This window comes from Devosia sp. Leaf420, assembly GCF_001425445.1.
GTDB lineage: Bacteria > Pseudomonadota > Alphaproteobacteria > Rhizobiales > Devosiaceae > Devosia.
Genome location: NZ_LMQU01000005.1, coordinates 1 through 23,977, shown reverse-complemented (window position 1 = coordinate 23,977; position 23,977 = coordinate 1). Strand labels below are relative to the sequence as shown.

Here is a 23,977-nt window from a genome sequence, read left to right as displayed (position 1 = left end):
CTTTTCGGAACGCACCTTATCATGGAAACTAAGACCAACGATTATCGAGTCTGGAGCGAGGGCTCGATCATCCATTACGAAGGCACTATGCGCCTTTCGGGCGTTGAGGCCTATGCACCCATTCTGGAACTGATGGAACAAGTGCTCAATTCCAAGCCGGACGCCATTGTTCTGGACCTCACCGAGCTCGAGTTCCTCAATTCGTCCGGCATCAACCTTCTCGCCAAATTCACCATCGAGGTGCGCAAGCGGGCCGATGTGGGTTTGACGGTCAAGGGCGCGACCCGCGTTCCGTGGCAGTCCAAATCCCTGCCGAACTTGAAAAAGCTCTACCCCGCACTCGAACTCGTCATCAGCTGACCGGCGGTTCTTTTGGGGGTAGGGGAACAACTGGCGCGTCAGGTCGGTGCGCTTCTGATGCCGCCGCCGCGCGGCAAGCGGCACAAGCCAGAGGAAATCCTCTACGGGCTCGATGAGCGCCCGCCGCTTGGCACGCTTATCTTGATCGGCCTGCAGCATGCAGCGCTTTCGCTGATGCTCGGCATCTATGCGGTCATCGCGGGCCAAAGCATCGGCCTTGGCAGTGCGCAGACGGCACACTATGTCGCGTCCTGCTTTTTTGTACTTGGCCTTGGTACGATGCTGCAGGCAATGCGGACGCGCTTCACCCCCGGCGTGCCGCTTGTGTCCATGCCAAATTCCCTATCGCTCGCCGCTTATGTGGCGGTGGTCGTACAGTTCGGCCTTGGCGCGGCCATGGGCGCGATCATTGTCTCCAACCTCGCGGTGATCCTCCTGGCGCGGTTTTTGCCGCGGCTGCGTGCCGTTTTCCCGCCGGAAGTCATCGGCGTCGTGGTGTTGATGCTTGGGCTGTCCATGGTCGCGGGCGGCGTCGAGCGGAGCACGGGTCTTGGCAACGGAGACGTCGTCTCATCCGGCGCGGTGATCGTTGCCGGGATCACCGTTGCCATTGTAGTCGCCCTTTCGGTTTGGGGCAGCGCGCAGATGCGCACCATGGCCGTGCTGATGGGCACGATTTGCGGGGTTGCGGCTGCGTTCCTCGCCGGGACGACCGATCTCGATGCGTTCAGCGGCATTGCCGAATTGCCGGTGCTGGGCGTGCCGATCATCAGCACACCCCTGCCCTGGCCGGTCCTGATCCCAGCTGCCATAGCCCCGATCTTTCTGACCGAACTGCTTTCGGCGATGGACCAGTTCGCCTGTGCCTTGACGCTCGACAAGCTGAACGATGCCAGATGGCGCCGGGCCGATATGCCTATGGTGTCTCGTTCCATCATGGCCTCCGGCATCGCCAATGTGCTTCATGGTCTATCGGGCCAGCTGACGAGCGGCTCTTCGAGCGCCAATATCGGCCTCTCGCACTCGTCGGGCATCATGTCCCGCCATGTGGGCTTCGTGGCGGGCGGGGCGCTTTGCGTGGTTGGGTTCCTTCCCATTCTATCGGGCTTGATAGCCTTCACCCCCGCGCCGGTGATCGGCGGCATCCTGATCTATACGGCAAGCTTCCTGATCGTTGCGGGTATGGACCTCATCCTTTCGCGTCTCCTTAACACCCAACGCACCTTTGTGGTCGGCTTGTCGGTCGTGCTCGGCACCTCGGTAATGGTGCTGCCGCAATTGGTCGACCAGGCACCCGCCTGGAGCCTGACGATTGTTGAATCCGGCCTTACTGTGGGATCGTTGACTGCAATCGCTCTCAACGCGCTCTTTCGCATCGGCATCAAGCAAAGCGCTGCGATCGACCTGCCCGATGGCGATGGCGCACGTGCCGCGACGGACTTTCTAGAGCATCATGGCAAGGCCTGGGGCGCGCGCAAGGATGTCGTCATGCGCGCCGGCATCGCCCTTGGCGAATCGCTCGAAGCCTTAATTGAAGCAGGTGTGGTCAAAGGCCCGGTGACGCTCCAGGCCAGCTTCGATGAATTTAATCTTGCCTGCCGGCTCGTTTATCTCGGCGTCGCCCTGCCCATCCGCTCAGGCGGCAGTATCGATGCGTCGGCTCTTCTTGAGGAGGACGATGACGCAGCGCTCGATCTTGCCATGCTCCAGCTTTCATCGGTGCTCGTGACCCGCCTCGCGGACCGCGTACAATCTTCCGAGAAATCCGGCCGGGCCGAGCTGCGCCTTAACTTCGATCACTGAGGTTTTGCTTCACGCTCGATTTCATCGGGAAATATTGATGAAATATCTGGGATGGAAAGATTTCCGATTTTCTGGCACAAGATAATCGTCGATCAGCAGGGGCCAGAATGACCAACCCACCGATGGAATTGACGGACGAGGATCTCGAAGCCATCACCGGTGGCACTGGCAAGATGGGGGATCGGGAAGATCTTTCCGAGGCGCACAAATTGGCTGAGCTAACCTCGCGGCAACCCGATGCCGAGGCATCGCCTCCGGCGCCCAAGGACGTGCAGTCCTCCATGCACCAGTTCATCTCCACTATGCCCGGGCTTGCTTCTACCGATAACGACGCCTTGTTGGTCGGGATTGCCATGAGCATGCGCGATGCCGACCTGAACACGCAGCAGCACAAGATCGAGGCCGACCATGAGGTCGCGAAGCTGCAGGCTCAGGAAAAGCATGACAAGCTCGAGGAAGCCCAAAGCAAGATTGACGAGGCGCAGGATAAGCTGCGCAGCAACAGCGCCTTCGACAAGCTTGGGGCCTCGATGGAATGGCTTGGGGCCTATTTCTCCGTCGTTGCGGCCGCGCAGGCCCAGGGTCTCGGGCCAGATAAAATCCCGCAGCACATGAATGACCAGTTCAAGCAGGCCCTTGGCTTTGACCCCACGGATGCTGCCGCGCTCAAGGGATTTGTCCTCGAGAACCTTCAGACAGTGCCCGAAAGCGCGCGCGCGCAGGTCATCAGCCAGTTCGAGGCCATGTTCAGCAAAATCATGGCCCCGCAAGCGCAAGCGATAAACGGCGTCGAAAGCGTCGTTGAGGCTTCAAGACTTGCGGCCGCAAGTAAGCGCGGCGTCTAGATCCAGCATTATGTTTGGCTGCACAAAGCCAGGAGGAAACTGTGTCCAACCAACCTATATCTCTTAATGACGACCAACTCGACCAGGTCACCGGCGGCGTTGGCGCGAAAAATGCGCGTGAAGACGAACACGCTGAGCTGCAAGCGGCGGCGCTGGCGATGATCGAGAAGCAGTTCCCCGGTGGCATCAGCGGCGAAAGCGTCAAGATGCTCGAAAAATTCATGGTCGAAATGGCGGGATCCCAACGTCATGATGCGCTTAACGATCGTCTCGCAGCGCGCGATGCTGCGACGAAAGAATTGATGAGTGCCGCCGAGCACATGAAAGATCAGGCAGGCACTATGATGCAGGGCGCGATCACGCAGATGATCACATCGGTGATCGGCGCTGGCGTTGGTATCGCTGGTTCCTCGCACGCGATTAAGGGCTTTGACCACGCCGATATGAAGGATGCTTTCGACAAGAACGACCTGGCAAGCGAGAAGATGACCCACAAGGCGGGCATGATGCAGGACCAGTCTTTCAGCCAGCAAAAGCACGCTGTGGACCTGGAAAAGATGCAGGGAATGAGCCAGGCATTTTCAGGCATGGGCCAGACTTCAACCATGGGCCACACGTCCCAATTCGAGTCCAAGCAGAATGAGGCTAGTGGCCATGTCGACGCCGCAGAGGCCCAGTATCAGCAGCAGGTGACTGACAGTCGTCAAGAAGTGATGCAGCAGACAACTGAGATGATGCAGAAGGTTATTGATTTCATCAAGGAACTCAAGGACGCGGAAACGGCGCAGATGCGCGCCATCACCCGCGTCTGAGCCGTTTCAAAACTGCTTTGAGCGCGGAAGCTTTGTTTCCGCGCTTTTTTATGCCTGTGCCTTGGCAATGCGCGCAAAGGCGCCATCGGCGGCGATCAGGTCTTCATAGGTACCTGCCTCCATAACCATGCCGCCATCGAGCACCAAGATGCGATGGGCGTGCCGCACCGTACTGATGCGATGGGCGATGACGAAGCGCGTGATCCGAAGATCGAGGATGGCCTGCATCGCTCGAGCCTGCGTGCGATTGTCGAGCGCACTGGTGGCTTCGTCGAGAATGAGGATTGCCGGATTGGACAGCAATGCGCGCGCCAGAGCTAGGCGCTGCACTTGCCCGCCGGACAAAGCCCGGCCCGCATCGGTCAGCATGGTGTGAAGGCCAAGCGGCATGGCCGCAATTTCTTCGGCGATCGCTGCCTTGGCTAAGGCTGTCCAGACAGCCTCAAGACTTGCGCCGGTGACGCCTCGCACCACTTCGAGAATGGTGCCAGGCGGCAGTTTCTCATCCTGCAGCACGACGCCCATCTGGCTTCGGAGCGCATTGGGATGGAGAGAGCGCAAATCATGCCCGTCAATATAGACAGCGCCAGCGGCCGGTTTTTCGGTGCCGAGAAGGAGGCGCGCGAGGGTCGATTTACCGCTGCCTGAGGCGCCGACGACCGCGATCATCTCGCCGGGCGCTGCACGGAAGCTGACGCTGCGCAGCACCGTTTGGCCCGGCGCATATTCGAACGCGACTGCCGCAAATTCGATATCGCCATCCAATCGGCCCGGATCGGAAAGCCCTGCCATCGGCTCGGGCAGCTGTTCCAAAAGCCCCTTGGCATAGACCCAGCTCGGCTTTTGCAAGGCGACCGAAAGCACCGAGCGCATGAAAGGGCCTACCGTTGCAAACATCAGTCCGAACGCGGTGATCGAGGCGACGACCGCTGCCATAGAAAGGGTGGGCTGCCCGGCAGGGGTAGATACTGTCATGGTGTGGACGAGTGCAAAGAGGGCCGCAGAACCAAGGATTGGGTAGGCCGAAAGCCAGCTCTCATAGAAATTCATCACCCGGCGCGAGTTCACAAGCTTGCCGCGCAGCAGTGCAAAGCGTTCGCCCCAGCGCATCACCGCCCGCTCTTCCGCTGCCGCGCTGCGCAGCTTGGTGATGGCATTGACCATCTGCACCATCTGGCTATCGGCCGTTCCCATCATCTGCTCGCCCTGCGAGAAGGCGCGCGCCTGCAACCAGCCTGCAAGGCTCGCCACCAGGACATGCAAGCCTACGAGCACCGCAGCAAGCAGCGCCAGCGGCAGGCTGTTCGATGCGATGACCCAAAGGCTCGAGACCACCGTGCCCAGGGTTGCCGCCGCGCCAAAGGCGAATTGACGGACGCCGGAGGTCACCGCTATCGCCGAGGACAGGCGGGCAGCAATGTCGGCGCTAGCAAACCGGCGCAGCACAGGAAGCGGCAGGCTTGTCACCCTGTCCCAGACCTGCCGGTGAACCGCCGCATCGCCCCGTGCGCTCAGCCGCTGCCGGGCGACATCGCCAGAAAGTTGCACGGCAAAACCAGCAATCCCAATGACGACGATCAGAATGCCCACTTGCAGCAGCGCATCGTGCATGGCGCCGGGCACCAAGACCCCGAAAACCAGGCTCGTCGCCATGGGCAGAACTTGGGCAATGAGACTGCCCAGCGCAATGGCAAGAAGCAGCGCGACGATATCGCCCAAGCCATTGGCGGTGCTTGAGAGGATCATCTCGGTAAAGCTGAGCTTGGCCGGCTGCGGAGCAAAGACGAGCTGGGCGTCTCGAGCGAATTCGGACGCGTTGCGTTGGTTGATCCGGGTCGCCTTGCCAGTCCGGTCAAGCGCCACATAGCCGCGGTTCCAGACCAAGGCAACGGGGTCGCCAGACAGACGGTGCCCAAGCATGGTGCCGCTTTCGCTCGTCCACCAAGCGTTTTCGAGCGCGACGGCCTGGAGACGGATGTTCGAGGCGCGGGCAATTTCGTCAAGACTTGGCGCCAAATCCATCTGCGCAAGGCGCGACTTGCTCGGGCGCTTGATGGTCACACCCAGCTTGGTGCCGATCAGCCGTAAGACGTCGATTAGGCCGTCGCTCTCGGCCTCCTGCCCGGGATCCGTGCGGTTTCCAAGGATCGAAGCAAAACGGTCAAGGACGAGGCGGCCGTCCAAATCCTCGGCCGCCTGGCGCGAGCGAATGCGATTGAACTCATCGGCCTCGGTGAAGCCACGTGCGAGGGGCAGGAGTTCATTGACGGCGGTGTTGAAGCAGTCGACCGCGTCGGGCCAGCCCTCGAGCGCCAGGCCTTCGGCCCAAGTCAGGCTCGAATAGGCTTCGCCCTTGTCGAGGGTGAGCCAGGCGCCGGCAGGCAGCGGCACCAGGCCTTCCACGGGCTCGATGCCAAAAAGCTGGCCGCCGCCCTTCGGCAAATCTATCCAGGCGATGCCCTCGGCGCAGCCGACGATCCCGGCGACGATCCCGCTAGATGAGCGGCTGCCCGAAACAAGATGTTCCGGGCGTGGTCGCGGCTCGATGCGCTGCCCGATCCCGTTAGCAAGCGTCGTAAGCCAAATCCCGAGCCCGGCAGCAAAGGCGGCGGGGGGCGCCGGAAAGCGCCAGTTCTGCGGCAACTCGAATATTCTGGCATCGGGACTGCCGACCCCAAGCAGGCCTTCTTCCCCGAGAAGGCCTGGAGCCGCGCCAAAAAGCAGACCCCCAGCCGGGATTTGACCCACGGGAAGGCGCGCAAGTTTTTGAGCCGCGTCCGAGGCAAAGAGCCCAACATCGCCGCCAGCAACGATATAGCAGTGACCTAGGTCTTCCAGAAAGAGCGGACCGCTCAGCGGTTGCGGTTCGGAGCCGATGTCGTCGCGTTCGATGGCTTGAGTGCTCATGCTGGCTCCGCCATCAAATCGCGGAGCGGTCCCGAAGTGCTCAGCAATTCGTCGGGGCGCCCGGTCTGCACGATGCGCCCCTTATCGAGAACAAGAACGCGGTCGCATTCCCTAATGGCGGTGAAGCGATGGGCGATCACGATCTGGGTGGCGCCCAACTGCCGGAGGTTGGCGAAAAGCTGTGCCTCGGTGGCATTGTCGAGCGCGGCTGTCGCCTCGTCCATGATGAGAATACGCGGATCGCGCACTAGCGCTCGGGCAAGTTCGAGCCGTGCCCGTTGCCCCCCGGCCAGATCGCTGCCCCCTTCGGCCAGCATGGCGCCATAGCCACCCGGTCGCGCCAATACCACCTGATGCAGCATGGCAAGTCGCGAGGCTTGAACAATCCGATCATCGGGCAGGCTATGATCGAAGAGGCTGATATTGTCGCGCACACTGGCTTCAAGGATTGCCGAGCGCTGATCCACAAAGGCGAGGGACTGTCGCAACTGGTCTCGGGATAACGTCGCTATATCGACGCCATCGATCAGGATGCTGCCGCTTGTCGGCTGGTAGAGCCCGGCAAGGAGGCCCCCAAGCGTCGACTTGCCCGAACCGGACGCCCCGACAATGCCTAGCCGCTCGCCCGCGAGAAGTTCGAAGCTGATGTCGTCGAGAAGGAGAGGTGCACCGGGGGAATAGGCAAAGGACACATTGCGAAGGGTGATTGCGCCACGCAACCGCTTGCGGCTCGTTTTTGCCGCTGCAGGTGCAGCGAATTCGGGCGCGGTGGGATGCTTGAGCGTATCGTCGAGAATGCGCAGATAGGCCTGGCCATCCTGGATCTTGCCGCCCAGTTGCACGAGCTGGGTCATCGGGGCGAGAAAGCCTGCCATCAATGCCTGGAAAGCGACGAGCATGCCGAGCGTCATCTCGCCGGCAATCACCATATTGCCACCCACGATCAGCACGATGCCGCCAAGCAAAACTGCCGACAGGCCGGGCATGGCGTTTAGCCGCAATTGCGCGCCGGCGATTGCCTGGCGCAGGTTGAGCACCCGCATCTGCATGGCAGAAAGCCGCTCACGCAACAAATGCTCGTTGCCGCTCGCCTTGTAGCTCTCGATCATCTGCATGCCCTGCTTGGCAAAGCCGGACTGCATGCTGCTGGTGGACAGCAGCCGGCGGTTTTCGTCGGCAAGTTGCCGCGAGGACCAGACGAGCATTGAAAAATTGGCGAGCGCGAAGATGGCGATGATGGCGGCAAGCGGGGGCGCATAGAGCGTCATAGCGACGAGATAGGCACTTGCCGAAAAGAGATTGAAGATAACGAGGCCGACTTCGCTTGCCATCAACTGCGCGACGCGATCGTTGAGCATAACCCGGCTCGCCACTTCGCCGGCATGCCGCTGGCTGAAATAGCCGACCGGCAGGCGCATGAGGTGATCGACGAACCGCAGGGCACCAGTCAGCGCTAGCCGCGTTTCGAGTCGCAGCAGCGTTTCGCGCTGTAACCAGGTGAGAAATGCCATCAGCACCGCGCAGCCGGCCATGCTTGCAATCAACGGCAGGAGCCAGTTGTCGAACCGGTTGACGAGGATCTGGTCGATAAACAGTTGTGAAAAGACTGGCACGAGGAGGCCCGGCACGACGAGCAGCACGGACACAAGAACGGTAAAGGCGAAAGCATCACCGCTGCCTTTGAGGCGCCCCACCACCGCTTGGCGCAATGAAGGCTTGCTGCCCTGACGGGCGAAAGTGCTGCCCGGCTTCATCAGGAGAGCAATGCCGGTAAAATTCTCGTCGAACTCGCTCGCGCTGACGACACGCGGTCCGACCGCGGGATCGTTGAGGAATACCTTGCCGCGGCTGAATTTTTCGACCACCACAAAGTGGTTCATGCCCCAATGGACGATGGCCGGTAGCGGCGATTGGCGCAAATGTGTCGGCTCCATCTTGAGCGCCTGCACCTCGAGCCCTTCGGCCCGCGCTGCGCGCACGATAGAGCGCGCCGAGCTACCATCGCGCGACACGTTGCAACTGGTGCGCAGCTCTTCAAGCGTCTTCCACCGTCCCCAGTGCGCCAGGATGATTCCAAGGCACGCCGCGCCGCATTCGGCCGCTTCCATCTGCAAAATTGTCGGGGTGCGGCGGCGCAAGAGGGTCACGGGGCGGCACCGGGGGCAGAGGTTTCCCCGCCACTATAGCGCAGCGCCGGAATGGCGAGCGCCAGAAGCGAGGTGGAGCGGGTGGTGACGCGGATGTCTGCCAGGGTGCCGATGTCGATCTGGGGCGGATTAGGTCGTGGCGACGACCAGACCGGCTGGCCATTCGCATCGGTCTCGAGCGCGATTGTCACCTCGAAAGGCGCAACGAGGGTTTGAACGAAAGACTGCACGAGCCGATCGTTCTGCAGCGTGCGCATCATGCCAGCGCTCGAGGCGGGCACGTCGCTGACATGGGTCACGGTGCCGCGGATAAAGCCGTGTTCTTCGCGCCGCGTCGTCGATGGCGAAACCTCAACGCTCATGCCGGGCAGGATTTTTTTGCCATCGGCGGAGCCGACATAGGCTATGACGACAGGCGTCAGCTCTGCTTGATCCGGCCGTGCGCGCTCAAGCGTGACGACGGCTGTTCCCGGCTGCACCATCTGGCCGACATTGACCTTGGCTTCGACAACCCGGCCGGCGAAGGGCGACCGCACAACACCCATGCGATCGAGCTGTTCGGACAGGCTCGTCACCCGGCGTTCCGCTTCCGTCACCGCCCTGCCCGCTTCAAGCCGCTCGCGTTCTTCGGCGGTTGCTTCGATGGCGGCGTTCGATTGGAGGCTGATCAGCTCGTCCTGGGCGTCGGCAATCTGGGTATTAATGACCAAAATCTCCTGATTGGCCCCCATCAGCCGGTCGCGCGTGACGATACCGGTCCCGGCAAGCCGGCTCAGATCTTCACGCTGTTCCACCAACGCATCGCGCCGCTCCGTCATGGCCGATACACGCTGCTCAAGCGATTTGAAACGCGCGTCTCGCGCTGCATTGCGTGTCGACAGGTCCTGTTCCTGAAAGCGCATCAGTTCGCTTTGAAACCGCTGCGCGTCGGCCAACTGTCCTTGGGCCACGGTAAGTTCGAGCGCGACATCGGGTTGGGCGATGCGGGCAATGATCATGTCGGCCGAGACGATGCTGCCCGGCGCAACGACCAGTTCATGCACCTGCCCGCCCGCATCGGCGACCACATCGGCAACGCCGCCGGATGAGAGGAGTATGCCCTGTCCACTGACCGAAACGGGAATGGTGAAAAAGGCGCTCCACACAAGCCCGCCGACGATCACCGCAGCCACGACGAGCCCCGCACCCCACAGACGCGGCCGCATAACGCGCAGGGCATCCTTATAAATGCCCTGCGAGGCCAGCGATTGCATCGCCTCGGGGCGGAAGAGTTCGGTCGATTGCGCCATAAGGCGAGGCCCCCTCAGCAGACGGCGGGAGCTTACACCGCAATACTTTACCGCGTCTTGCCTCCGCTCAGGCAATGCCGCTCAAGCGTCTCTTGCGCTGCCAACTATAGCGTAACGCAAGAGCTGTGTTCGACCCTGAGGAATTCATGCCCTATCTTGAGGACTGGGATATGCCGGTCGAAAAGAAGCGGGAATATCTGGAGTCGGTCTGGCGGATCATGAGCGCGTTCGTGCATATCGCGCTCGACAATCGCCCTGAACGGAGTGCCCCAAAGGCGCAGAAAGATCGCGACAAAGACAGGACAAAGTCCGAAGGCCCCCCGCGTGAGTTATAGAACGGCGCTCTATAACTCACGTCAGGTCACCTGACAGACAACTATGCCGCGGTTCCTGCCAGTACGTAACTGGTGCTGCGGCCTCCAGCAGCTTCTTTTGCCAGGATTTTCTTGCCGAGCAGGTCGTCGATATCGCGCAGGGCGGTATCCTGCGAACACTTGGCAATGTTTGCCCATTTCGAGGAGGTCAGCTTGCCCTCGAAGCCATCGAGCAGCATGCCCACCAGCTTCTTCTGCCGCTCGTTGATGGGCGTGGCTGCATGTGCCGCCCAGAAGCGATCCTTGGACAGTACGGCTTCCAGGATCGTTTCCGCGCCTGTGAATGCACGCGCAAGGCACTCCAGAAACCAGCGCAGCCACCCCGTAATGTCGAGATCGCCATGCTGGGTTTCCTCGAGGATATCATAGTAGGCATTCCGCTCGGTGCGGATCTGGGCCGACATGCTGTAAAACCGCTGCGGGCTCTGTTCCGATCGCGCTAGCGCCATGTCGGCGATGGCGCGCGCGATACGACCGTTCCCGTCTTCAAAGGGGTGAATGGTGACAAACCAAAGATGCGCGATGGCTGCCCGCAATACGAGATCGATTTCGGGCTTGCGTTCATACGATTGGAGAAAGCCACGCATTTCTGCGCTCAGCCGCGTCGCGACCGGCGCTTCAAAGTGAATTCTTTCCCGTCCCATGGGACCCGAGATCACCTGCATCGGCCCGGCGGCTTCCGGTCGCCAGTTGCCGACGGTGATCCGATGCATGCCGCTGCGACCCGTCGGGAAGAGAGCGGCATGCCAGCCAAACAGGCGCTGGGCAGTTAGCGGAGCATCATAGTGCTGCGTGGCGTCGAGCATCATTTCGACGACGCCCTCGACGTTACGGTCCACCGGCTCAAGACCACCGATATCCATGCCGAGGCGGCGCGCAATGGAGGACCGCACCTGCTCGCGGTCGAGGATTTCGCCCTCGATCTCGCTGGACTTCAGGACGTCTTCGGTCAGTGTCCGCAGAACGGCCTCTTCCCGCAAGGCGAACCCAAGAGCCTCCATGCGACCCACCAGCCGTCCTTGTCGATGGCGAACCTCGCCGAGCTGCTCGGCTATGACGCCGGCGTCCCAACGAAAATCCGGCCAGTCGTAGCGTTCATGTACATACGTCATAATCACCGCATCATTTGCGGCGTTTATATCAGATATTCACCGCATAGCACCATCTTAATCGCCGCACATCATGCGGAGATTAAGCGCCTCAATCACCGCATGCCGAAAAAAGACAAATCGCAGATGGAGCCATTCGGCCAGACTGGCCCACCAGTTCTGGATGTCGGCAACCGCTATCAGCGTTCTCTTGCCAGCTTTCCTGACTCTAAGCCGGGAGGCGCCGATTTCCTTGTAAAGCGTGCTCCGGCTGATACCTATCATTCTGGCTGGTTCCGCTATGCCGACAAGGAGCTTTTGCTTGTCCAACCTGCCCTTTTCAGGAGGCAACTGAGCCTGCCGAGGCCGACCCACCGGTCCGGATGGAGTGTCTTCGAGGCGACCAGCTTCTATTTTCAGCTCACGTGATAAAATATTCCAGAGCTGCGCCTCCTCGCGCATGAGGATGGCGCGCCGCTGAGCGAGTTCGCTGAGGTTTCTCAATAAATAGTGCTGCATGAAAATCTACTGAATGATTCACAGGAGACAAAATCGCACGATTTTCGGATTTTCAAGTTCGTCGAGCGGGTGAATGGAATCGAACCCTCATAGCCAACTTGGAAGGCTGATGCTTTACCACTAAGCTACACCCGCAATGAGTTCCTTTTATCATCCAGTAATTAGTCCAACAGTCGTTTTACATGACTGAATCACGGCTAGCCGCAGTTAAGACGACGTCAAACCTCGGGCTCCATGACCATGCTGATAAATCTCAACTAGCGACCCCATCCACTTTGCGGCCCTGTCGTTCCGCAAGGGACATTTCGGGTCGAGTACCGCTCTACATAGGCCATACCAGCATCAACATTGGTACTGCAATGATCACGACCAGAATCGAAAGAGGCAGACCGAGACGCCAATAGTCACCGAAGCGATATCCGCCTGGACCCATGACGAGGGTATTGCACTGGTGCCCGATTGGGGTGAGAAAATCCGAGTCCGCTCCTATGGCAACGGCCATCAGAAAGGCCTCTGGCTGATACCCCAGTCCGGTCGCGAAGGTCGCAGCGATGGGCGCCATGACGAGCACCGTTGCGGCATTGTTAAGGAAGGGCGTAACCGCCATCGCTGCAACCATGATGAGCGCAAGGCCCCCCCATAGGGTGGTAGAACGCTCGCCGTCTCGGAGAGCCAGTGTGCGATTAACCCTGTCGCACCCGTTGTGCGCAGAGAGTCGCTAACGGGAATAAGCGCTGCGAGCATGATCAGGATTGGAGCGTCGAGATGACTATAAACCTCGCGCAAAGGCACGGTGCGGGTCAAAAGCATTAGGACGGCAGCGGCAAAAAAAGCCAAGGGCACGGGAACAAGGCCCAGTGCAGTGCTGCCCATGGCAAGGGCCAAGATGACCAGCGGTATCAGACCGTTCCGCACGCTTCCGAGCTTGAGGTTGCGCTCGACCAGCGGCAGGCAGTCCCATTGCCGCAACTTGTCGGGCAATCCTTGAGATTGCCTTGCAGTACGATGACATCACCATTGAGAAATTTAATCTCTGCAAGCCGCTCAGTGAACCGCTTCTCCCGACGGCTGACGGCCAAGAGGTTAAGCCCGGTCATGTCGAAGAATGTGAGTTCCCTGGCACTGCGTCCAATCAAGCTCGAGTGCTCTCCAATGACGGCCTCAACAACACCCGTATCTTCGGAGGCAATAGCGGCGTCCCGGCGTTCCGAAAACGCCAACTTGCCCTGCGCCACGATCTTGTCGAGTGCCTCCGGCTCGCCCTCGAGCAGCAGAAGATCACCCTCCCTCACCAGCGCGTCCGGTAGGGGAACCCGGCGCCGACAATTGCTGCCAACGACACCCAAGACCATGGCCTGCCCGCCGCCCAGACGCTGCACGTCGGCAATCGTCTGACCCACGCTTGTGGAATCGGTTGGGACATGAACTTCGGTGGTGTAATTGTTGATTTCGAGGGCCGTCTCCATCGACGCATTTTCGCGCGACCGGGCCGGCAGCAGCTTGTAGCAGAGCCCAAGGAATACTACCCCGGCCAGAGCCAAAGCGGCATCGACAGGGGTGAAATCGAACATGGTGAAAGGCACACCGGTAAGCTCTTCGCGAACACGCGACACGATAATCTTGGGGGAGGTTCCGATCTGGGTCATCAGCCCGCCGAGCAGCGAGCCGAAAGACATCGGCATCAAAAACAGGGACGGCGACACCCCTGACTTCCGCGCCATCTGAAAGGCAATTGGGATCATGATTGCCAAGGCGCCGATGTTTTTGATGAAGGCAGACAGAATGGTCACGACAACAACCAGTAAGATGAGCTGGACGCGTGGCATGCTGATCCTTGGTGCGAAACGACGAACAGCCACCTCCATCCACACCTGAGCGGGCTACGGCTGCGCTTACGACCAGAGCGCTCCCGACGATAATGACAATGTCGTCGGAAAACCCGGAAAAGGCATCCTCTGGCGCAACAATGCCCACCGCCACCGCAGCAAGCAGAGCTCCGGCGGCAACAATGTCGTAGCGCCATCTCCCCCAGACGTATGCAGTCATCATCAAACGGATGATGGCGAAGGCAAGCAGTTGAGGGGAGGCCATGCATCGGGCTTCGGTGACGAGCCTCCAACGCTGTGCACGGACAAAAAGCGCCGGCGATGCTCGTGGATTATTTGCCAGCAATTCAGCTAGGGCTATGCAACCATATCAATGCCGCCAGCTTCGTGTCCTCCAAGAACAAGAAAGTTCATGCGCCACTAACTGGACCGGCGATGCCCGACCTACCACCCATCGTAACGCCTACATTGCCGACCAATTCGGTCGAGGCAACGAACCTGATGATCCACTACTATCGGGCGGAAATGACCCGGATGAATGCCTGGCGAGCCCGGATCGACCTCACGAGCAATTGGGCCATTACCGTTGTTGCCGCACTCTTGTCCGTAGCCCTCTCAAATGCCAACGCGCATCATGGTCTGACTATCTTTGCCATGGTGATCATCCTGCTGATGCTTTTTGTCGAGGCGCGCCGCTATCGCTTTTATGATCTCTATCGCATGCGTATCCGACAGTTCGAGCGCCACTATTTCGGGCAGTTTTTTGAGGCTGATCCTCAGGGCGGACCCGAGCCTTGGCTCAAAATGCTGGCACAGGATCTGCGCCATCCCAAGTTCAGGATCACCCTGACCCTGGCGCTGAGGCGTCGTCTGCGGCGCAATTACATCTGGATGTTTCTCATCCTCCTCTGTGCCTGGATCGTAAAAATTGCCTCGCCAGACCTGCAGGCGGGCGTCTATTTCGATCCGTCTCGTCCAATAGCGACGATTGTTGGACATGCAGCTATTGGACCAGTGCCTGGCTGGCTGGTCATCGGCATTATGGCGACCTTCTACCTATGCCTGGCCATAGCCTGCCTCAAAGGCAAGGACCGCGGCGGTGATGAGGTTCACGTCTGACCAATTTGAGCCTCCAATCCCCTCCCCGACTGACGCCACAACGTTGATACAGTCATTCAGAGCGCCTCGTTGCGCTTCTCGTGGATGATCGGCAAGCGTGCCATATGAGCCTTGACTGCTCAGACCACGTTTTCCGCGAGTGGACGATTTTTCCGAGCTTCGCTCCAAACGTCACTAAAGCGATCGGTCGATTTCCTAAGGGGTTTAATTCATCAGATCCGATGACTTTTGGTCCAGTCATCCGTTGATCCGCGACTTTCGAGGAAACGATATGAAGATCGACGCCGAGACAGAAACGCTTCAGCCTATTTTGGTCAGCATTGTGGATGAAGTGAAGGCGCGAGCCCCAAAAATCTATGAAGAAGCGGTTGTCGCTGCGGAACGAGCGGCGAAGCCAAAGCCACGAAAAGCGGATTTCGACAAGTTCGGGATCGCTGTCTTCACCAGTGACGGCAAGCTGTACCAGGCGGGAAACGCAGAAACAGTATTTCCCATTCAGTCGATTTCCAAGGTCTTTGCTCTAGAGGTCGCAATTGAAGGACTGGGTGAGAAGCTTTGGACTAGGGTCGGCCGCGAACCCTCGGGCGATGCCTTCAATTCCATCATCGATCTCGAGCGGAAAGCGGGTATCCCCTGCAATCCATTCATCAACGCTGGTGCGCTGGTCGTGGTCGATGCACTTCTGGGCATCGGTGATCGCGCCACCAACCATACGGTCGCAGATTTTATATCGCGCCAACTCGATGAGGCGGAGATCCAATTTAACGAAGCGGTGATGGAAAGCGATCGCTCCGGAGGTGATCTCAATCGCTCGTTGATGTTCATGGCCAAGCACCATGGGAACCTCAAACATGACGTATCTGACGTCATGGAGGCCTATGTGCATCAATGCGCCATCCAACTGGATTGTGCGGGCCTTGCACAGGCTGGCCGGTTTCTGATGCAGGAAGGGCAAGACACCCGTTCGGACCGCGGACTGCAAGCGGCAAGGCGGTCGCGGCGGATTCTTGCGATCATGATGATGTGCGGTATGTATGACGGGTCTGGCGACTTCGCCTATAGAGTGGGGCTTCCAGCCAAGTCCGGAGTCGGCGGGGGTATCCTGGCTATCGCACCGCATGTGGCTTCGATCGCGACGTGGTCGCCGGCGCTTGACCCCATGGGCAATAGTTGGCTTGGGGTTCTGGGTCTCGAACTTTTGGCAAAGTGGACCGATTGGTCGGTATTTGGCTCCACCCGAGAATGACTTGAGGGCGGGCCGACCGCTGATGTTTGGCTGTGAAGCGGCACATTGGGGACGCCCACTCGAGAGGAACGCTCTACTTCCTCAATATCGACGACAAAGCCAATCTACCTAGAGATTTAAGATGTTTGAGCACTTCATCGCTGCGCAGGATCCCATCTACGAACAGGCGCTGGTCGAGCTGAAGCAGGGAAGAAAACGCAGCCACTGGATGTGGTTCGTATTTCCTCAAATTCGTGGGCTCGGACACTCCGCAATGTCAGACCGCTTCGCGCTTGCTGGAAATGAAGAGGCAGCGCTTTATCTCAACCATCCGATTTTAGGGAGCCGGCTTCGCGCAGCGACCCAGTCTGTAATGCGTCACCAGGAGAGCCGCACCGCACATGAGATCTTCGGAACCCCGGACGATCTAAAATTTAGATCCTGCATGACATTGTTTGCTCATGCAGCACCAGAGGATCTTCTGTTCGAGCAAGCGCTTCGCGCTTTCTATGAAGGCAAAGAAGACCGCGAAACAACGCGCCTGCTCTAAAAAGTCCTCTTTTATCTTTGGCATAGGTACTGCACCACTTGGTGGGAGCCCATGCAGTTCGCAACTAGGCTATATGTCTGCATCATGATTGAGCACATCGAAAGCTGACCCTGCTGATCTGACAATAGCACCGTACATGTTCGGTTGGATTGAAAGGACTGTGCCCTCTTCGTTGACGGCTGAAGTTCTGCTCAGCTAAGGTCATCGGGAATTCCGAGTAGAAGGAGGTATATATGCACAAGACAGATGCAACCCGCCGTTCATTTGGCGTGTCTTGCGCGACGACAGCGTCGCAGCTTCCTTCCAATACAGCCCCTCATGGAGCTGACACCAGGAATTTCTATCTTGTTCGAGCTCAGACCACATGGCTTTGCAGCCATCGCACCATTTTATAGCGAACTTCGTCTTCGACACGGCAGTGTTAGGGCCGTTCTCAACGATCCTTCTCTCGGCCAGGTTTGGGTCGACGATCTAAGCTCACCTCGCCAGACCATTCTGCGTGGCCCGGAAGGCCTTTATCTCGCCGGTCATCCCAGTTCCAATCTCGGCAATCAGGCGGAAGCGATTTCAGATTGGGACTATGTCTACCCTGATGAATCCTGGCTTCCCGTCATTCGCGACGTCCTGCCTAACCGCTTTATGATTGCGCACGACCGGGTGCGGCTCATCCTGAAGGGCACCTGTGAGCGTTTCTTTGCAGTGCCCAGCAGCTTCGAACTCAGCGCCGGTCGTCAGCCCATGGATGTATCAATCACTCATGCGGACAAGATCGTCTCGCGCTGTTCAGTGGATATGCACGTCGATGGATACGCTGAATTCGGCGTTTGGACACATCCTGCCTATCGAGGGCGCGGTCTGGCAAAAATTGCAGCCTGCGGCACTATTCATCGAGCCGGCAAGCAGGGCGTCTCGGCCTTTGCCTGGCACTGTCACGCCTCGAATACCCGTTCTCAGAAGGTTGCTACGGCTCTAGGGTTTGAAGTGGCGGATCGCTACCAAGCCTTTAGTGCGAGTGTACCTGCTGAAAATGACGGTGACCTCGATAGCTCCTATTGCCGCGAACTGGCTGCAGATTTTGAAACAGGTGCCTCGGAAATTGTGTGGCTCGATTTTCACGCGGCGGTCGCTTGGGTCTTGGCTGGGGAGCATTGCAAGGCGGTAGTAGCCGTCGAGCGGCTGGTGGAGCGTGGTTGGAAAGGCCGAGCAGAATGGCTCGAACATCACTGGGCGCTTGAAAGGCTCAACGCCCATCCAGTTTTCCGAAACGCGGTCAAGGCGCGGCGTGACGCCTCCTAGTTACTCTAGAATCCCGGCGATATTGTCCAGTCTGACGTCGCTGGGAGGCCGTGTCCGCTTTTCGGATGCCACGTGCGCGATGCCCGAAACGGGGTCCAGACCTGCCAAGGCAGCAAAGCGCCCCATTTCTGCCGCTAAACCACCGTCATCGAAATCCCAAAAGCGGACTCGGCTCAATGCCCTAAGAGGTCTTCAACGGGTGGGAGGTGGACAGTCGGCATTTGGCATCCCAATCCAAGCTGCCTCATATCATCGACGGCAGGAAGCTTAGGTTTTGTCCTCTGCCAAGACATGGGCAACGATCGCATTTGCGTGGCCATGACCCATGCCATGATCGTGCTTCAGCATGGCGACTAATTCCATATGTTTTGCGGGCATGCTTCGGCGCACCAAATCCTGCCAATCGGCAATTGGTCGGCCATACTTCTTCTCGATAGAAGGAAAATATGAGGCGGGTCCTTTGGCCTGATCGTCTGCCACGGTGCGAAGCTCCCCCTCCGAAGACTATGGCCGGTCACTGTAGACAGCCAACGAAAACGCGTTTGATAGTGTGCCAGTTATCAACCGTCTATGAAAGAACCTAGCTTGTCTGTCACGCGCCCCTATTTCGGCCGTTTGGTGAGCCGCCGCGACTTCCCGAAAGCTGTCAGTCCGCTTAAGTGGCCGACGTGGCCATAGTGGGGTGGTTTGCGGACTGTCGGCTATTGGTCCAGGCCAAGCAATAAGCAGTCGAAGCTGCACTCAATCTGCCGCTTTGAGCCAGCCAAGAACCTTGTGCGCCTCCGCAAGTGCATCTTCAGCGCTAGAATACAGCCCTGACTCAAAACTTGGCGCCCAATAGTCTCCGGAGTATTCGTCGTGCTCCTGTGTCCACTCCACGAACCGCCCAACCCCATCTGGCCTTAGAACAACTTCCAGAGTTTTGTGCCCTGAAGGGTGGACCACCTTGTGCCAGACCTCGCCGTCTAGAAAAGCCATAGCCGCTCCTGTCGATGATTTTCAAGATTATCGACGTCTGGCTGCTTTTGGCAATCCAGCTAGTCACTCCGACCGCGATGGGGTCGGCTCCAGCCGGCCACGTAGCCGTCGATTCAAGCTGGATCAGATGGTCGAGCAACGAGTGGCAGGTACGACCGGATAGTCCGATAAGCTTGATGGAAGATTGGGTGCCAGTCCGAATCGAGGTCTCTTTCGAGCGGATGCCAGAAGAAGGAGAACAACAGGCCACCTCCGTCTTCCGTCCAATGTACCCAGCTATCCGGAAGGTCTTTGGTCTCGAATGCGTAAAACTGCCACCGGACGGGAGGAGAACCGAGCACGTCTTGGCCCAACAAGTTTGGACTCAACGCAGGCGACAGGCCGCTCTCCTCTTGCAGCTCACGAAACGCCCCGCTTGCAGGCGCCTCGTTAATTTCCAAGGTGCCCTTTACGAACTGGCGACCAGCAAGTGGATGCAAGAACGATAAGACTTCCAAACCGCTCGACATTTTGCGGTAAGGCAGCGCACATACCTTCTCGGTCACACATCGTCCCCCGAAACCATTCCCTTCCTCGAACACTAAGGCTGATGTTCGCTTCCAGCAAACACTCAATCTAGCTGCAACGGCCGAAATGGGGTCGGACACTGCCAGTCTGCCGTACGCCCCATTTCGGTCATATTGAACCGTTGAGCGGGTCCCTATAGGCTGCCATCTACATCGGACGTGGCAAAGGGCTCAATCGGGGTGGCTTGCGGACTGGCGGCTTTCGGGCATAGTCCACACAAATCAGCCGCCACTGGCAGAAGGGCTATCCATCGATGTCAGAAGATTGGCAACGGATCGGCGATGACGATTTTGCTGGCTTTGGCCGTAGGCATATTGCGGTTCGGCGGTCGGACAATGGAGATACCTATCTCGTCGTCGCCGACGACAGCGACCAATACCAAGTTCGGCTTACCTACGATGGCGTTGAACTTCTGCTAGATGTCGAACGCAAATTCATCTCGCCCGAAGGCGTTTATCGTCTTTCGGGTGGTCTCAGTGACCGCGGAGACAGATTTGGTATCGAGAGGTATGCATGGGTCGAGCTACTGCTCACCTCGCCAGCAGTGGTTTCGTACTGGGGAAATGCCATTTTACTTCGGCAGGATTTTGAAGCGTAAGAGGATGCCTCTTCCCTAAGGGGAACGACGGGGCTGCGCACGTCCGCTTTCGGGACAGGGCCATATATAGCGTCAACGGCAATAGTGGGGTCGGCATCAGTCCCCTACCCAAAAGCCATCTAGCATCCCTTCGCCCCAACAATTGACAGTAATGGCGATGACGTTCAGCTTTTGCGACGCAGCAAGTGCGATCGGGAGAAGTGATGAGCGTGGAGTGGGAAGAAATCTACGGATTTCGAAGCTTGGGTGAGTTTGAACGCTTCGAAACTTGGATTTCGAAGCAGGTCGAAGCGCACCAAGTTTTTCCGGTTCGGGTAGCTGCGCCCTATACTGGCGCCACCACATTTCAGGAGCTCTGGTTCAGACACTCCGAAACTGGCGAAACATGGCGCTTAGTGTCACCCGACGCGCCATTCGCCGGGCTGTTTGAGCCTGTTCAACTGGACGAGCAATGAGTCCAACCTCTAATCAGGTGACTACCCCGAAAAATCTGGTTCTTTGGTGCAAACGGTCGCCTCGCCCACAATTCTCCCTTCCCAAATGAAAAATTTACCCGCCTTTCGAATAGCCTGTTCGCCTTCGGAGGTCAGAAAGAGAAGGCCGACTCTCCTAGTTTCCCCGGCATAAATCGGACCTCCGTCAAAATACATCCTTACGTCCCAGGCGTTCGTCGCTGTTCGCGAGACCTTGCATGGGACGCGAAAGTCTGAGGTTAGTGGTTTGGCCCTGCCGCCGAACTCTGGAAAGTACAGTGATAGGTCGGCAAATATATCTGGCTTGCGCATGTTCGAATCCGATCTAGCGACGTTTGATTTCAACCTACCACCGAGTGATGAAATGCCAACGTTCACTTACACCTTTACTTTTGCGGGAGAGACCAAGAAAGCAGACCTTCGGAAGAGTAACCCGCAAGGCTGGTTGCCAGACGCCGTAAAGGCGACGTTTCCTGAATTGGCAGCTCGACGGGCTGCCGATATTCTCCGCCTCCGACTGAATAGAGTAGACGGAGCAAGGCAGACTTGGGGCGCGGTTTTGATCGATGAAGTTTCGGATGTGCTGATCCAAGTGACCCAGACCAACGCATAAAGGCAGTTATACTCTTCGCAGCCTGCGCCCCGACGCCCACCGAGTCCAACCTCTAACCCTATGGCACTAATAGGAGGGGGACGCACTCGGGACGTTTCTCAAAAGCCTACCATGACCGGACAGTAGTTCACATTTGACTAGGCTTGCTAAAAACGGCCATTCCCCAGCAGCATCAAGCAGCTGTTTCTGGTGTCCAGCCGTCTTCGATCCGTTTTATCAGTAGAGTATCGTTCCACACTCCGCGAATGGGGAGTTTACGCTGTGACGGGCTGAGCGTTCCGACCCGCCACTCTTTCTCGCCATCCCAAAGCCACCATGGGCTACCTTCCCGCATATCACGACCTGGCATACCCGCTCGAAAAATTGGGAACTCGCGAGCATCTGCCGGGATATCTACATGTCCTGCAATGGAGACTATCCCTCGGTTGACGGCGGCACCAAGAGGAAAAAAACAAATGAACGTGGGCTCTGCGTTCATGTGTGCGCTGAAGTTTTCGGGGCGGGCGTTATAGGTTTGGCCAAACACTCGCAAAAGAGCCCCATATTGGGGGTGCTTGTGTGAAAAGTGAGCGTAGGCCAGACCCTTTCTTGTTCTTATTTCAATAACATCGCCAATTTTAGGTCTTTTCACTCTCTTTTACACCTCTGGCTAATGGAGGCTGCATGGCCGAGTGTTTGCAAGGCCAAAATGGATAGCAGTACCTAGTCGAGTATTCTCTCCGCTTGGTGTTTGCAAGGCCAAAATGGATAGCAGTACCTAGTCGAGTATTCTCTCCGCTTGCTCACGATATTGGGTCTTACCCAAATATTCTGCGGCGACTAGGCGGCAGGCCCCCAAATGACCAGAGTGGGGTCACTTGCTGCCACCCTCCGAGCATTCGAGCGCAGCTACTTCGTGAAGGCGAGTACCACGACGCTACCGTCGTCAACATCAACTGCTACTTGGTAGCAAGAGAAGGTGTTCGCCTTGAGTGTATACCCATCCCAAAAGATCCCGGTGAAACAGTCACGGGAACCGTGATTGACCGGTTTAGCTCTCCAGCGCACCGTACCGTCGAAGTTGGTCGCGATTAGATTTCTTCCATCTTTGAAATCTTCGGCGTCAGAACTATAAAGCGTTACGATGACGCCATTTGGGATCCTTGCTCGTTGGAGAATTTCTGCGCTTGTGGCAAACTTTTGCATCACATTCGTCTCCAGATATCCCGGGGCGTCACCTTACTTAGTGTCTGCGAAATCGTCCACACCAAGGACCTGACCGCGAGGGGTGCCTCCCTAACATTGAGTGGCGACCGCTAGACGGCGTTTCACGTTTCGTCCATCCTGACCCGCGTCAGTCCGGGTCAAAGAATGGTTCGCGTTCATAACTTCCGTTTAGGTGACAAAGTCTGCTCAGCTGCTGCTTATGCTGATGTGGTTTCGGCATTTGGCAAGGAAGAGATTTTCTGGTGGTATTTCGGCGGCGGCATGACTTTTGGGACGCCTTCTTCGCCTGATTACCTGGGCGTGTGGGGCGCGCGGAACTCATCCAGGCTGAGGCGAATGTTAAGAGGCCTGTACGGTCCTTTGGATGTCGTCGAGATGTCGCCGCCGTTGACAGGGTCCAGCCAATCAGTCACGGGCGCCAGATTGAATCGGCAAGAGCGCCAGATCCTAGAAGAGACGATATTGCGTGCGCGTTCTGCTGAGGCACCCGGCTGATCGGGTCCAACCTCTCAACCTATGAACAAATGGGCTCTTAGCAGTGGTGGCCTATGACAAAAGACGGGCGTCCTTCGCTAATCACCGACATCAGGCTGTTTGCCGGTCAGAGCTCTAATTCTCATTCCTATTTGGATGGGCAGGAAGAGGCAGTCGCTTTTGGCCGTCGGATCGCTTGGCTCTTGAACAGTGAGGGTTTCAGCCTCGGAGCATTCCCAGCGTTATACGTGCTGTTTACTCCCTCGCTGGCACCAGGTCTTGTTCGGGTAACGAATGATGGTGGAGACTGGTGGCAGCGATTTGTGCACGTTGGCGTGGCGGCAGATTTCCGCAATGGACCAGACGCACATGGTATTGTCACGCGCGGCATTGTGGAAGCCTTAGTTGCGGCAAGACCCGATCAGGTGCAGTTAATCCGCCGCGCTGAGACGACTGTGCGCGTGCATGGCGAGGGACTTCGCTTCCTTTTGAAACGTCGCGATGTCGCAAAGATGCTGGTGGAAATCTCGTTCAACATTGCGGCATGGCCGAAGCAGTCCCACCTGTTCATAGCCCACATCGAAAAAGCCACCGGCATTTACAGGGAAGCTGATCCGATTGCTCTGGGAACTTACTTCGAAGGCTTCGATCTTGTCAGCGGGATCAGACTGGTGGACGCGGCAAACCTGAAAGAGGTTCACCTAAGACCAACCATGTCGAACGTGGTGAAGCGCCGCGGCTAGACCTCGGGTGAAGTTGACCAGAACAACTTGGCAGGTTCTATCATATTGAGCTGCTGCCGGTTTTGAGGACACCAAGATAAGGTGTTTTTGGAACTGGAGAGTTTTGATGGAGAGACGCAAGTTCAGCCGGGAGTTCAAGCTCGAGGCCGGGAGTTCAAGCTCGAG

Annotated in this window: 23 protein-coding genes, 1 tRNA gene and 1 pseudogene; 14 read left to right on the top strand and 11 right to left on the bottom strand. The window is 58.1% G+C overall.

The features are described from left to right. Positions 1 to 21 precede the first annotated feature (21 nt). From ASG47_RS04320 to ASG47_RS04305, 4 genes are all read left to right on the top strand, one after another. The gene (locus ASG47_RS04320) at positions 22 to 360 is read left to right on the top strand and encodes a slr1659 superfamily regulator (protein ID WP_061907526.1); all 339 of its coding nucleotides are present in this window, start codon (positions 22 to 24) and stop codon (positions 358 to 360) included. Positions 361 to 417: 57 nt separating this feature from the next. After that, positions 418 to 2,163, top strand: a complete 1,746-nt coding sequence (locus ASG47_RS04315; RefSeq protein ID WP_061907525.1) for a uracil-xanthine permease family protein — start codon at positions 418 to 420, stop codon at positions 2,161 to 2,163. Between the two features lie 107 nt (positions 2,164 to 2,270). Then, positions 2,271 to 3,008 carry a hypothetical protein gene (locus ASG47_RS04310; protein WP_061907524.1) on the top strand — a complete coding sequence of 246 codons (738 nt, stop codon included), beginning with the start codon at positions 2,271 to 2,273 and terminating at the stop codon, positions 3,006 to 3,008. A 41-nt stretch (positions 3,009 to 3,049) separates the two neighbouring features. Beyond that, positions 3,050 to 3,820 carry a hypothetical protein gene (locus ASG47_RS04305; protein WP_061907523.1) on the top strand — a complete coding sequence of 257 codons (771 nt, stop codon included), beginning with the start codon at positions 3,050 to 3,052 and terminating at the stop codon, positions 3,818 to 3,820. Between the two features lie 48 nt (positions 3,821 to 3,868). On the opposite strand, the gene ASG47_RS04300 is transcribed toward ASG47_RS04305, so the two are convergent. The 3 genes from ASG47_RS04300 to ASG47_RS04290 are packed head-to-tail and all read right to left on the bottom strand — an operon-like array spanning position 3,869 to position 10,163. Then, positions 3,869 to 6,727: an ATP-binding cassette domain-containing protein gene (locus tag ASG47_RS04300; RefSeq protein ID WP_061907522.1), complete on the bottom strand. Its 2,859-nt coding sequence runs from the start codon at positions 6,725 to 6,727 to the stop codon at positions 3,869 to 3,871. Beyond that, the gene (locus tag ASG47_RS04295; RefSeq protein WP_061907521.1) at positions 6,724 to 8,874 is read right to left on the bottom strand and encodes a cysteine peptidase family C39 domain-containing protein; all 2,151 of its coding nucleotides are present in this window, start codon (positions 8,872 to 8,874) and stop codon (positions 6,724 to 6,726) included. Before ASG47_RS04295 ends, ASG47_RS04300 begins: the two co-directional genes overlap by 4 nt. Continuing rightward, the gene (locus tag ASG47_RS04290; protein ID WP_061907520.1) at positions 8,871 to 10,163 is read right to left on the bottom strand and encodes an NHLP bacteriocin system secretion protein; all 1,293 of its coding nucleotides are present in this window, start codon (positions 10,161 to 10,163) and stop codon (positions 8,871 to 8,873) included. The genes ASG47_RS04295 and ASG47_RS04290 overlap by 4 nt, the downstream gene beginning before the upstream one ends. A gap of 146 nt (positions 10,164 to 10,309) precedes the next feature. Here ASG47_RS04290 and ASG47_RS04285 point away from each other — a divergent pair, with 146 nt between their 5' ends. Next, a complete protein-coding gene (locus ASG47_RS04285; protein ID WP_061907519.1) occupies positions 10,310 to 10,498 on the top strand; it encodes a hypothetical protein in 189 nt (62 codons plus the stop codon). Positions 10,499 to 10,539: 41 nt separating this feature from the next. On the opposite strand, the gene ASG47_RS04280 is transcribed toward ASG47_RS04285, so the two are convergent. The 4 genes and pseudogenes from ASG47_RS04280 to ASG47_RS04265 all read right to left on the bottom strand — a co-directional run bounded on the left by ASG47_RS04280 (position 10,540) and on the right by ASG47_RS04265 (position 14,235). Further along, positions 10,540 to 11,649 (bottom strand): Fic family protein, encoded by a 1,110-nt coding sequence (locus tag ASG47_RS04280; protein ID WP_061907518.1) that lies wholly within the window; start codon positions 11,647 to 11,649, stop codon positions 10,540 to 10,542. A gap of 54 nt (positions 11,650 to 11,703) precedes the next feature. Beyond that, positions 11,704 to 12,144, bottom strand: a complete 441-nt coding sequence (locus tag ASG47_RS20905; protein ID WP_061907517.1) for a helix-turn-helix domain-containing protein — start codon at positions 12,142 to 12,144, stop codon at positions 11,704 to 11,706. 64 nt (positions 12,145 to 12,208) lie between these two features. Next, positions 12,209 to 12,279: transfer RNA gene (locus ASG47_RS04270), tRNA-Gly, on the bottom strand. 187 nt (positions 12,280 to 12,466) lie between these two features. After that, positions 12,467 to 14,235, bottom strand: a pseudogene (locus ASG47_RS04265) (SLC13 family permease). Between the two features lie 170 nt (positions 14,236 to 14,405). Between ASG47_RS04265 and ASG47_RS04260 the strand changes: the two are divergent. The 4 genes from ASG47_RS04260 to ASG47_RS04245 all read left to right on the top strand — a co-directional run bounded on the left by ASG47_RS04260 (position 14,406) and on the right by ASG47_RS04245 (position 18,160). Continuing rightward, entirely contained in the window at positions 14,406 to 15,089 is a 684-nt protein-coding gene (locus ASG47_RS04260) for a DUF2270 domain-containing protein (protein WP_156463985.1), read from the top strand. 271 nt (positions 15,090 to 15,360) lie between these two features. Further along, a complete protein-coding gene (glsA, locus tag ASG47_RS04255; protein ID WP_061907516.1) occupies positions 15,361 to 16,335 on the top strand; it encodes a glutaminase A in 975 nt (324 codons plus the stop codon). Between the two features lie 121 nt (positions 16,336 to 16,456). Further along, positions 16,457 to 16,864: a DUF1810 domain-containing protein gene (locus ASG47_RS04250; protein WP_061907515.1), complete on the top strand. Its 408-nt coding sequence runs from the start codon at positions 16,457 to 16,459 to the stop codon at positions 16,862 to 16,864. A 345-nt stretch (positions 16,865 to 17,209) separates the two neighbouring features. Beyond that, positions 17,210 to 18,160 (top strand): GNAT family N-acetyltransferase, encoded by a 951-nt coding sequence (locus tag ASG47_RS04245; protein WP_061907514.1) that lies wholly within the window; start codon positions 17,210 to 17,212, stop codon positions 18,158 to 18,160. Positions 18,161 to 18,427: 267 nt separating this feature from the next. On the opposite strand, the gene ASG47_RS04240 is transcribed toward ASG47_RS04245, so the two are convergent. Both ASG47_RS04240 and ASG47_RS20565 read right to left on the bottom strand, forming a co-directional pair. Next, positions 18,428 to 18,640 carry a DUF4287 domain-containing protein gene (locus tag ASG47_RS04240; protein WP_061907513.1) on the bottom strand — a complete coding sequence of 71 codons (213 nt, stop codon included), beginning with the start codon at positions 18,638 to 18,640 and terminating at the stop codon, positions 18,428 to 18,430. Between the two features lie 611 nt (positions 18,641 to 19,251). Next, entirely contained in the window at positions 19,252 to 19,683 is a 432-nt protein-coding gene (locus ASG47_RS20565; RefSeq protein WP_156463984.1) for an NUDIX domain-containing protein, read from the bottom strand. A gap of 275 nt (positions 19,684 to 19,958) precedes the next feature. Here ASG47_RS20565 and ASG47_RS04225 point away from each other — a divergent pair, with 275 nt between their 5' ends. The 3 genes from ASG47_RS04225 to ASG47_RS04210 all read left to right on the top strand — a co-directional run bounded on the left by ASG47_RS04225 (position 19,959) and on the right by ASG47_RS04210 (position 21,389). After that, positions 19,959 to 20,303 carry a hypothetical protein gene (locus ASG47_RS04225; RefSeq protein ID WP_061907510.1) on the top strand — a complete coding sequence of 115 codons (345 nt, stop codon included), beginning with the start codon at positions 19,959 to 19,961 and terminating at the stop codon, positions 20,301 to 20,303. 203 nt (positions 20,304 to 20,506) lie between these two features. After that, positions 20,507 to 20,758 (top strand): hypothetical protein, encoded by a 252-nt coding sequence (locus ASG47_RS04220; protein WP_061907509.1) that lies wholly within the window; start codon positions 20,507 to 20,509, stop codon positions 20,756 to 20,758. A gap of 328 nt (positions 20,759 to 21,086) precedes the next feature. Continuing rightward, positions 21,087 to 21,389 carry a hypothetical protein gene (locus ASG47_RS04210; RefSeq protein WP_061907507.1) on the top strand — a complete coding sequence of 101 codons (303 nt, stop codon included), beginning with the start codon at positions 21,087 to 21,089 and terminating at the stop codon, positions 21,387 to 21,389. 172 nt (positions 21,390 to 21,561) lie between these two features. On the opposite strand, the gene ASG47_RS20560 is transcribed toward ASG47_RS04210, so the two are convergent. Beyond that, the gene (locus tag ASG47_RS20560) at positions 21,562 to 22,020 is read right to left on the bottom strand and encodes a hypothetical protein (RefSeq protein WP_156463983.1); all 459 of its coding nucleotides are present in this window, start codon (positions 22,018 to 22,020) and stop codon (positions 21,562 to 21,564) included. Positions 22,021 to 22,277: 257 nt separating this feature from the next. Next, positions 22,278 to 22,574, bottom strand: a complete 297-nt coding sequence (locus ASG47_RS04205) for a hypothetical protein (protein ID WP_061907506.1) — start codon at positions 22,572 to 22,574, stop codon at positions 22,278 to 22,280. 165 nt (positions 22,575 to 22,739) lie between these two features. Here ASG47_RS04205 and ASG47_RS20555 point away from each other — a divergent pair, with 165 nt between their 5' ends. Beyond that, positions 22,740 to 23,090 (top strand): hypothetical protein, encoded by a 351-nt coding sequence (locus tag ASG47_RS20555; protein WP_156463982.1) that lies wholly within the window; start codon positions 22,740 to 22,742, stop codon positions 23,088 to 23,090. Between the two features lie 53 nt (positions 23,091 to 23,143). Beyond that, positions 23,144 to 23,812: a hypothetical protein gene (locus ASG47_RS04200; protein ID WP_061907505.1), complete on the top strand. Its 669-nt coding sequence runs from the start codon at positions 23,144 to 23,146 to the stop codon at positions 23,810 to 23,812. The last annotated feature ends 165 nt before the right edge of the window (positions 23,813 to 23,977 follow it).